The organism is Curtobacterium sp. APC 4022, from assembly GCF_030407555.1.
Classification (GTDB): domain Bacteria; phylum Actinomycetota; class Actinomycetes; order Actinomycetales; family Microbacteriaceae; genus Curtobacterium.
This window is the reverse complement of sequence record NZ_JASDDD010000105.1, coordinates 1-316: the sequence shown is the minus strand read 5'-3', so window position 1 is coordinate 316 and position 316 is coordinate 1.

Sequence of the window (316 nt, the reverse complement as noted above, 5' to 3'; positions counted from 1 at the left end):
CACCATCGCCCGACGCGGCGAGGAGCGCTGACCGGCACCGAGCCTCCCGGCCGTCGGCGGAGCGGCCCCGCCCGCCCTGCTGCCGGCGCCCGCCGGCCCCGCGTGGTGCCGATCGCCTGCGCCCAACGGGATCCCGGTCGAACCGCGGCACCCCGTGGTTCGGGGTGCTTGCTGTTGGGCGCAGCCGAACGGCACCGGCCTGAGCGCGGCTCGCGCCCGGGGTAGCGGGGGCGGCCGGGGCGCCCGCCGGCGCCGCGTGGTGCCGATCGGCTGCGCCCAACCGGATCCCGCTCGAACCGTGGCGTCCCGTGGTTCG